Annotated in this window: 5 protein-coding genes and 2 pseudogenes; 6 read left to right on the plus strand and 1 reads right to left on the minus strand. The window is 64.7% G+C overall.

Annotated features, from left to right (window positions below; all coding sequences use genetic code 11):
* The 6 genes and pseudogenes from Q0W90_RS22885 to Q0W90_RS22910 all read left to right on the plus strand — a co-directional run.
* Positions 1-189: pseudogene (locus Q0W90_RS22885) on the plus strand (LLM class F420-dependent oxidoreductase); the annotation flags it as partial.
* 19 nt (positions 190-208) lie between these two features.
* The gene (locus tag Q0W90_RS22890; RefSeq protein ID WP_297776806.1) at positions 209-1,075 is read left to right on the plus strand and encodes an LLM class F420-dependent oxidoreductase; all 867 of its coding nucleotides are present in this window, start codon (positions 209-211) and stop codon (positions 1,073-1,075) included.
* Positions 1,076-1,102: 27 nt separating this feature from the next.
* Entirely contained in the window at positions 1,103-2,098 is a 996-nt protein-coding gene (rfbB, locus tag Q0W90_RS22895) for a dTDP-glucose 4,6-dehydratase (protein ID WP_297595425.1), read from the plus strand.
* A gap of 1 nt (position 2,099) precedes the next feature.
* Positions 2,100-2,708, plus strand: coding sequence for a dTDP-4-dehydrorhamnose 3,5-epimerase (rfbC, locus tag Q0W90_RS22900; protein ID WP_297776808.1), 609 nt, complete (start codon positions 2,100-2,102; stop codon positions 2,706-2,708).
* 197 nt (positions 2,709-2,905) lie between these two features.
* The gene (locus Q0W90_RS22905; protein WP_297776812.1) at positions 2,906-4,066 is read left to right on the plus strand and encodes an acyltransferase; all 1,161 of its coding nucleotides are present in this window, start codon (positions 2,906-2,908) and stop codon (positions 4,064-4,066) included.
* 57 nt (positions 4,067-4,123) lie between these two features.
* The gene (locus tag Q0W90_RS22910) at positions 4,124-5,221 is read left to right on the plus strand and encodes an acyltransferase (protein WP_297776815.1); all 1,098 of its coding nucleotides are present in this window, start codon (positions 4,124-4,126) and stop codon (positions 5,219-5,221) included.
* 149 nt (positions 5,222-5,370) lie between these two features.
* On the opposite strand, the pseudogene Q0W90_RS22915 reads toward Q0W90_RS22910, so the two are convergent.
* Positions 5,371-5,553, minus strand: a pseudogene (locus Q0W90_RS22915) (hypothetical protein); the annotation flags it as partial.

Consider the following 5,553-nt stretch of genomic DNA (forward strand, 5'->3'; position numbering starts at 1 on the left):
CGGCCGGGCAGCGACCGTCTGGTCGACGCGGTGGTGGCCTATGGCACCGTGGACCAGATCGCGGCGCGGCTCTCCGAACACCTCGACGCCGGCGCCGATCACGTCCCCGTGCAGGTCCTGACGAAGGATGAAAACCTGGTCTCTGCACTGGCCGAACTGGCGGGTCCACTGGGGTTGAAGCAGTCCTGACATGACGTAGGGGAGTTGGATGACCGAGGGAGTTTCACTCAAGCCCGAGCTCGGCACGTTCGGCGTATGGCTGCCCACCCGATCCATCTCCCCCGAGTTGGCCGCACGGATCGAATCGCTGGGCTACGGCGCCGCCTGGATCGGCGGCTCGCCGGCTGCCGACCTGTCCTGGGTCGACCCGGCCCTGGCGGGAACGACGTCGCTGCAACTGGCCACCGGAATCGTCAACATCTGGTCGGCGCCCGCCCCGGCCGTCGCCGAGTCCTTCAGGCGCATCGAAACCGGTCACCCGGGAAGGTTTCTGCTGGGCATCGGCGTCGGTCACCCCGAACACACCCAGGAGTACACCACCCCGTACGACGCCCTGGTCTCCTACCTCGACCAACTCGACGCCGCCCTGGTACCGACGAGCCGCCGGGTGGTCGCGGCGCTCGGGCCGCGGGTGTTGCGGCTCGCCGCGCGGCGCAGCGCGGGGGCACATCCCTATCTGACCACCCCGGAACACACGGCCAAGGCGCGCGAATTACTTGGCGGGGCGGTGTATTTGGCGCCCGAGCACAAAGTGGTGCTCAGCACTGACGCCGAGCAGGCCCGCGAGGTCGGCCGCCAGACCGTCGAGCATTACCTGGGCCTGAGCAACTACGTGAACAATTGGCTGCGGCTGGGTTTCACCGAGGCCGACGTGCGCAAGCCCGGCAGCGACCGGCTGATCGACGCGGTGGTCGCCCACGGCACCCCGGAAGCCGTCGCGGGGCGGCTGCGTGAACATCTGGACGCCGGAGCCGACCACGTGGCGATCCAGGTGCTGGGCGGCCATCCCGAAGAAACGCTGCTACCTGCGCTAACCGAATTGGCCGGGCCCCTGGCGCTAACTGCCGCAAACTGACCGATCGGCTCGGTTAGGGTTTGGGGCATGCGGTTACTGGTCACCGGCGGCGCTGGTTTCATCGGTGCCAATTTCGTGCACAGCACCGTTCGCGAACACCCCGAGGACTCCGTGACGGTGCTCGATGCCCTGACCTATGCGGGTCGGCGCGAGTCGCTGGCCGGCGTCGAGGACGCCATCGACCTGGTGGTCGGCGACATCACCGACGGCGAGCTGGTATCGCGGCTGGTCGCCGACTCCGACGCCGTGGTGCATTTCGCCGCGGAGAGCCACGTCGACAACGCGCTGGCGGGCCCCGAGCCGTTTTTGCACACCAACGTTGTCGGCACCTTCACGATCCTCGAAGCGGTGCGACGTTACGGCGTGCGGCTGCACCACATCTCGACCGACGAGGTCTACGGCGACCTGGAGCTCGACGACGCCGCGCGGTTCACCGAGGCGACGCCGTACAACCCGTCCAGTCCCTATTCGGCGACCAAGGCCGCCGCCGACATGCTGGTGCGGGCCTGGGTGCGCTCGTATGGGGTGCGCGCGACGATCTCGAACTGCTCCAACAACTACGGGCCATATCAGCACGTCGAGAAGTTCATCCCGCGGCAGATCACCAACGTGCTCACCGGGCGGCGGCCCAAGCTGTACGGCAACGGCGCCAACGTCCGCGACTGGATCCACGTCGACGACCACAACAACGCGGTCCGGCGCATCCTGGACAAGGGTGAGATCGGTCGCACGTATTTGATCAGCTCGGAAGGTGAGCGCGATAACCTGACCGTGCTGCGGACGCTGCTGCAGATGATGGGCCGCGAGCCCGACGACTTCGACCACGTCACCGATCGTGCCGGCCATGACCTGCGCTACGCCATCGACCCGTCGACACTGTACGACGAGTTGTGTTGGGCGCCAAAACATACCGACTTCGAGGAGGGACTGCGTGAGACCATTGACTGGTATCGCGCGAACGAATCGTGGTGGCGCCCGTTGAAAGACGCCTCGGAAGCCCGTTACGAAGAACGTGGGCAGTGACATGAAAGCCCGCGAACTGAAAGTTCCCGGCGCCTGGGAGATCACCCCCACCGTCCACGGCGATTCGCGCGGCCATTTCTTCGAATGGCTCACCGACACGGGCTTCAACTCCTTCGCCGGGCACCGGTTGGACGTCCGGCAAGCCAATTGCTCGGTGTCATCGGCCGGTGTGCTGCGCGGACTGCACTTCGCCCAGGTACCGCCGAGCCAGGCCAAGTACGTGACCTGTGTGCGCGGTGCGGTATTCGACGTCGTCGTCGACATCCGGGTGGGGTCACCGACATTCGGGCAGTGGGACTCGGTGTTGCTCGACGACTCCGAGCACAGGACGATTTACGTGTCCGAAGGCCTGGGGCATGGATTCCTGGCGTTACAAGACAATTCGACGGTGATGTATCTGTGCTCGGCGGAATACGACCCGCAGCGCGAACACACCATTTGTGCGACTGATCCGGCGCTGGGAATCGACTGGCCACTGGTGGACGGCGCCCCGCCTACGCTGTCCGAGCGCGACGCCGCGGCCCCCGGCTTCGACGAAGTGCGCGCCGCGGGTCTGCTTCCCACCTGGGAGGAGACGACGAAGTTTATTGAACGTATGCATAGCAAATAGCCGTGCTCGCATACGCAGGCCGTGATCCGCTTCCAACGGCACCAGCGTCCGCTCATCGCGGTCGAGCGTTTGTGCGTCGACACCCCCCGCGGCGGAGCAACGGCGGATTGATTCTGGAAACGCTAATTCCATAACTTTGCCGTCGGGGGCCGATACGATGGCGCCGGTGGGGAGCGCGGCCGAAGAACGGGGACCGTATGAATTTGGGGTGCACATTCGATCCCCGGAGCAACGCGCTTAACGCGTGGCGCCTGCTGCTGGCGGCCGAGGTAATCTTCATTCACTCCTGGGGGGTCACAGGCCGTGTCCTGTCGGTCAAGCCGGTTTACCAACTTCTTCTTTGTGTGGGCGTTGACGGGTTTTTCGCGATCTCGGGATTCCTCATCACCGCCAGTTGGCTGAGTAATCCGCGAGTCCGTGGGTATTTTGCGGCCCGAGCACTTCGCATTCTTCCCGGCTTCTACGCCTGCTTGATCGTTACCGCGTTTGTCTTCGCCCCGATCGGGGTGGCGATGCAAGGTGGCTCGGTCAGCAAGCTCTTAGCGTCCGGCGCGCCATTAGAGTTCGTTTTGGAAAACAGCGCGGTGGCGCTGGTGAAGTTTGATATCAACGGGACACCGCACGGGGTCCCGGTTGCGGGTGTCTGGAACGGGTCGTTGTGGTCCCTCATCTGGGAAGTGATGTGCTACCTGATTGTTGCCGGTATCGGCGTGGTCGGACTCGCCAGCCGCCGCTGGGTTTCTCCCGCGATATTGGTGGTAGCACTGATCGGGGCGTCGCTATTGCCGCCCCTTACCTCTCCCGAGGAATTGACTCACCAGCAAGGCAATGCGCTCGTCCCCCTCCTCTTTTTGGCCTGTCGAACCGCAATTATGTTTACGTCCGGCGCGCTCCTTTACCAGTGGCGAGACAAGGTTCCAGCTCGATGGTCCCTCGTGGCGGTGAGCCTGGCTATCGTTGCGGCAGCCAGCCTGCTGCCCGACTACCGTATGGTGGCCGCCGTTCCGCTGGCATATGCCATCATCGTGTCGGGTGCCCTGATCCACCACAAACGCCTGAGATTGCGCACGGATCTGTCCTACGGTCTCTACATTTACGCATTCCCGATCCAGCAGCTGCTGGTCATCGGTGGGCTCATGTGGCTAAATCCGTTCGCGTTCTTCGTCGTTGCGACGATAGCGACCCTTCCGCTGGCCGCAGCAAGCTGGTTTTTGGTCGAAAATCCCGCAAGGTCTCTCAAACATCGTCTCAAGCGAAAGGCCCAGGCCCCCCGAAAGCAAACAGCGCAAACGGCCATCGTCCTGCCCACGGAGGTTCGAAGTTCCGCGCTTCCCCCGGAATTCCGGGGCACAGCCTAGTCACGGCCGATACGATGGCGCCGACGGCGCTGGGTGGAAGACGACGGGCGGAGGCGGATGAAGCTAGGACTGGTATTCGATCCGCGCAAAAATGCGCTGAACCTGTTCCGGTTGGCCCTGGCGGCCGAGGTGATGCTGTTCCACTCCTGGCCCATCACGGGCCACGTGCCGCCGAAGTCGATTCTGCAGCTTTTCTTCTCGGTGGGTGTGGACGGGTTTTTCGCAATCTCGGGATTCCTCATCGCCCGGAGTTGGCTCACCGACCCGCGCCTGCGTGACTACCTCTCCGCCCGCGCACTTCGCATCCTGCCTGGCTTCTACATCTGCCTGATCGTGACAGCGTTCGTCTTCGCCCCGCTCAGCGTGGCGATCCAGGGTGGTTCGGCCGCCAAGCTGCTGGGGTCAACCGCACCGCTCGAGTACGTCCTTAAGAACAGCGCGGTGGCCTATTTGCAGCACGACGTCGGTGGCACCCCGCGCGGTGTACCGGGCGGAGACTCCTGGAACGGCTCCCTATGGTCACTGATCTGGGAACTTTTGTGTTACCTCGCCGTCGCCGGCATCGGCGTCGCGGGACTGGCCAATCGCCGGTGGATTTCCCCCGCCATCTTGGTTCTGGCAGCGCTGTTGGCGTTGGTGGTGCCGCCCCTGACGTTCCCGGGGGTGTGGACCATCCCGCAGCTTGCGGTGCGCTCGGCCATCATGTTTTCGGCCGGCGCCGTCATGTACCAATGGCGAGACGTGATCCCCGCCCGATGGTCGCTCGTCGCGGTCTGCATCGCCATCGTGGTCGCCGCCGGCTTCCTGCCCGACTACCGCGTGGTTGGCGCCCTTCCACTTGCCTACGCCGTTATCGTGTCCGGTGCCCTGCTGAAGAGCGATCGGTTGAGACTGCGCACAGATCTGTCCTACGGCATGTACATCTACGCATTCCCGACCCAGCAGTTGCTGGCCGTCTGCGGTCTCGCGGCGCGTCTGTATCCACCCCTGTTCTTTCTCGTCTCGGTGGTGGCCACGCTGCCACTGGCCGCCGCGAGCTGGTTCCTCATCGAAAAGCCCTCGATGTCCCTGAAACGTCGGCTCCGACGCAAGTGGTCCGCCCCCGTCGCCTCCAGCGCCGACGCGGCCCGGCCCGAAGTTCCCGATTCCATCTAGCTCCCAATCTCGTTCAAAAACACTGAAAACGCCCCGGGCGCCTGCGCGCGGTGGCACAAACTCCCCGCCGTCAACGGGCCATCGGCTTCCATCCACGCCCACCCCCGCGGAGATTGAGCGCGCTGTCGACCTCGTCGGCGACGGGCCGGCTAGCGAGGTGCCCGATCCCGCCTAACCGCGAGAGAGCCCGCCCACAACGCCTCCGCGAGCACTTCAACGCCCACGGTGATCGCCGCGTACGGCGACGGATCCCAGCCCCGCTCCGAAAAACCGAAGAGCCCAAACGTCCGCGACAGCGCGAACGCGACCAGAGAACCGGCCGCCAGCGTGGC

This window comes from Mycobacterium sp., assembly GCF_025933915.1.
Lineage (GTDB): Bacteria > Actinomycetota > Actinomycetes > Mycobacteriales > Mycobacteriaceae > Mycobacterium.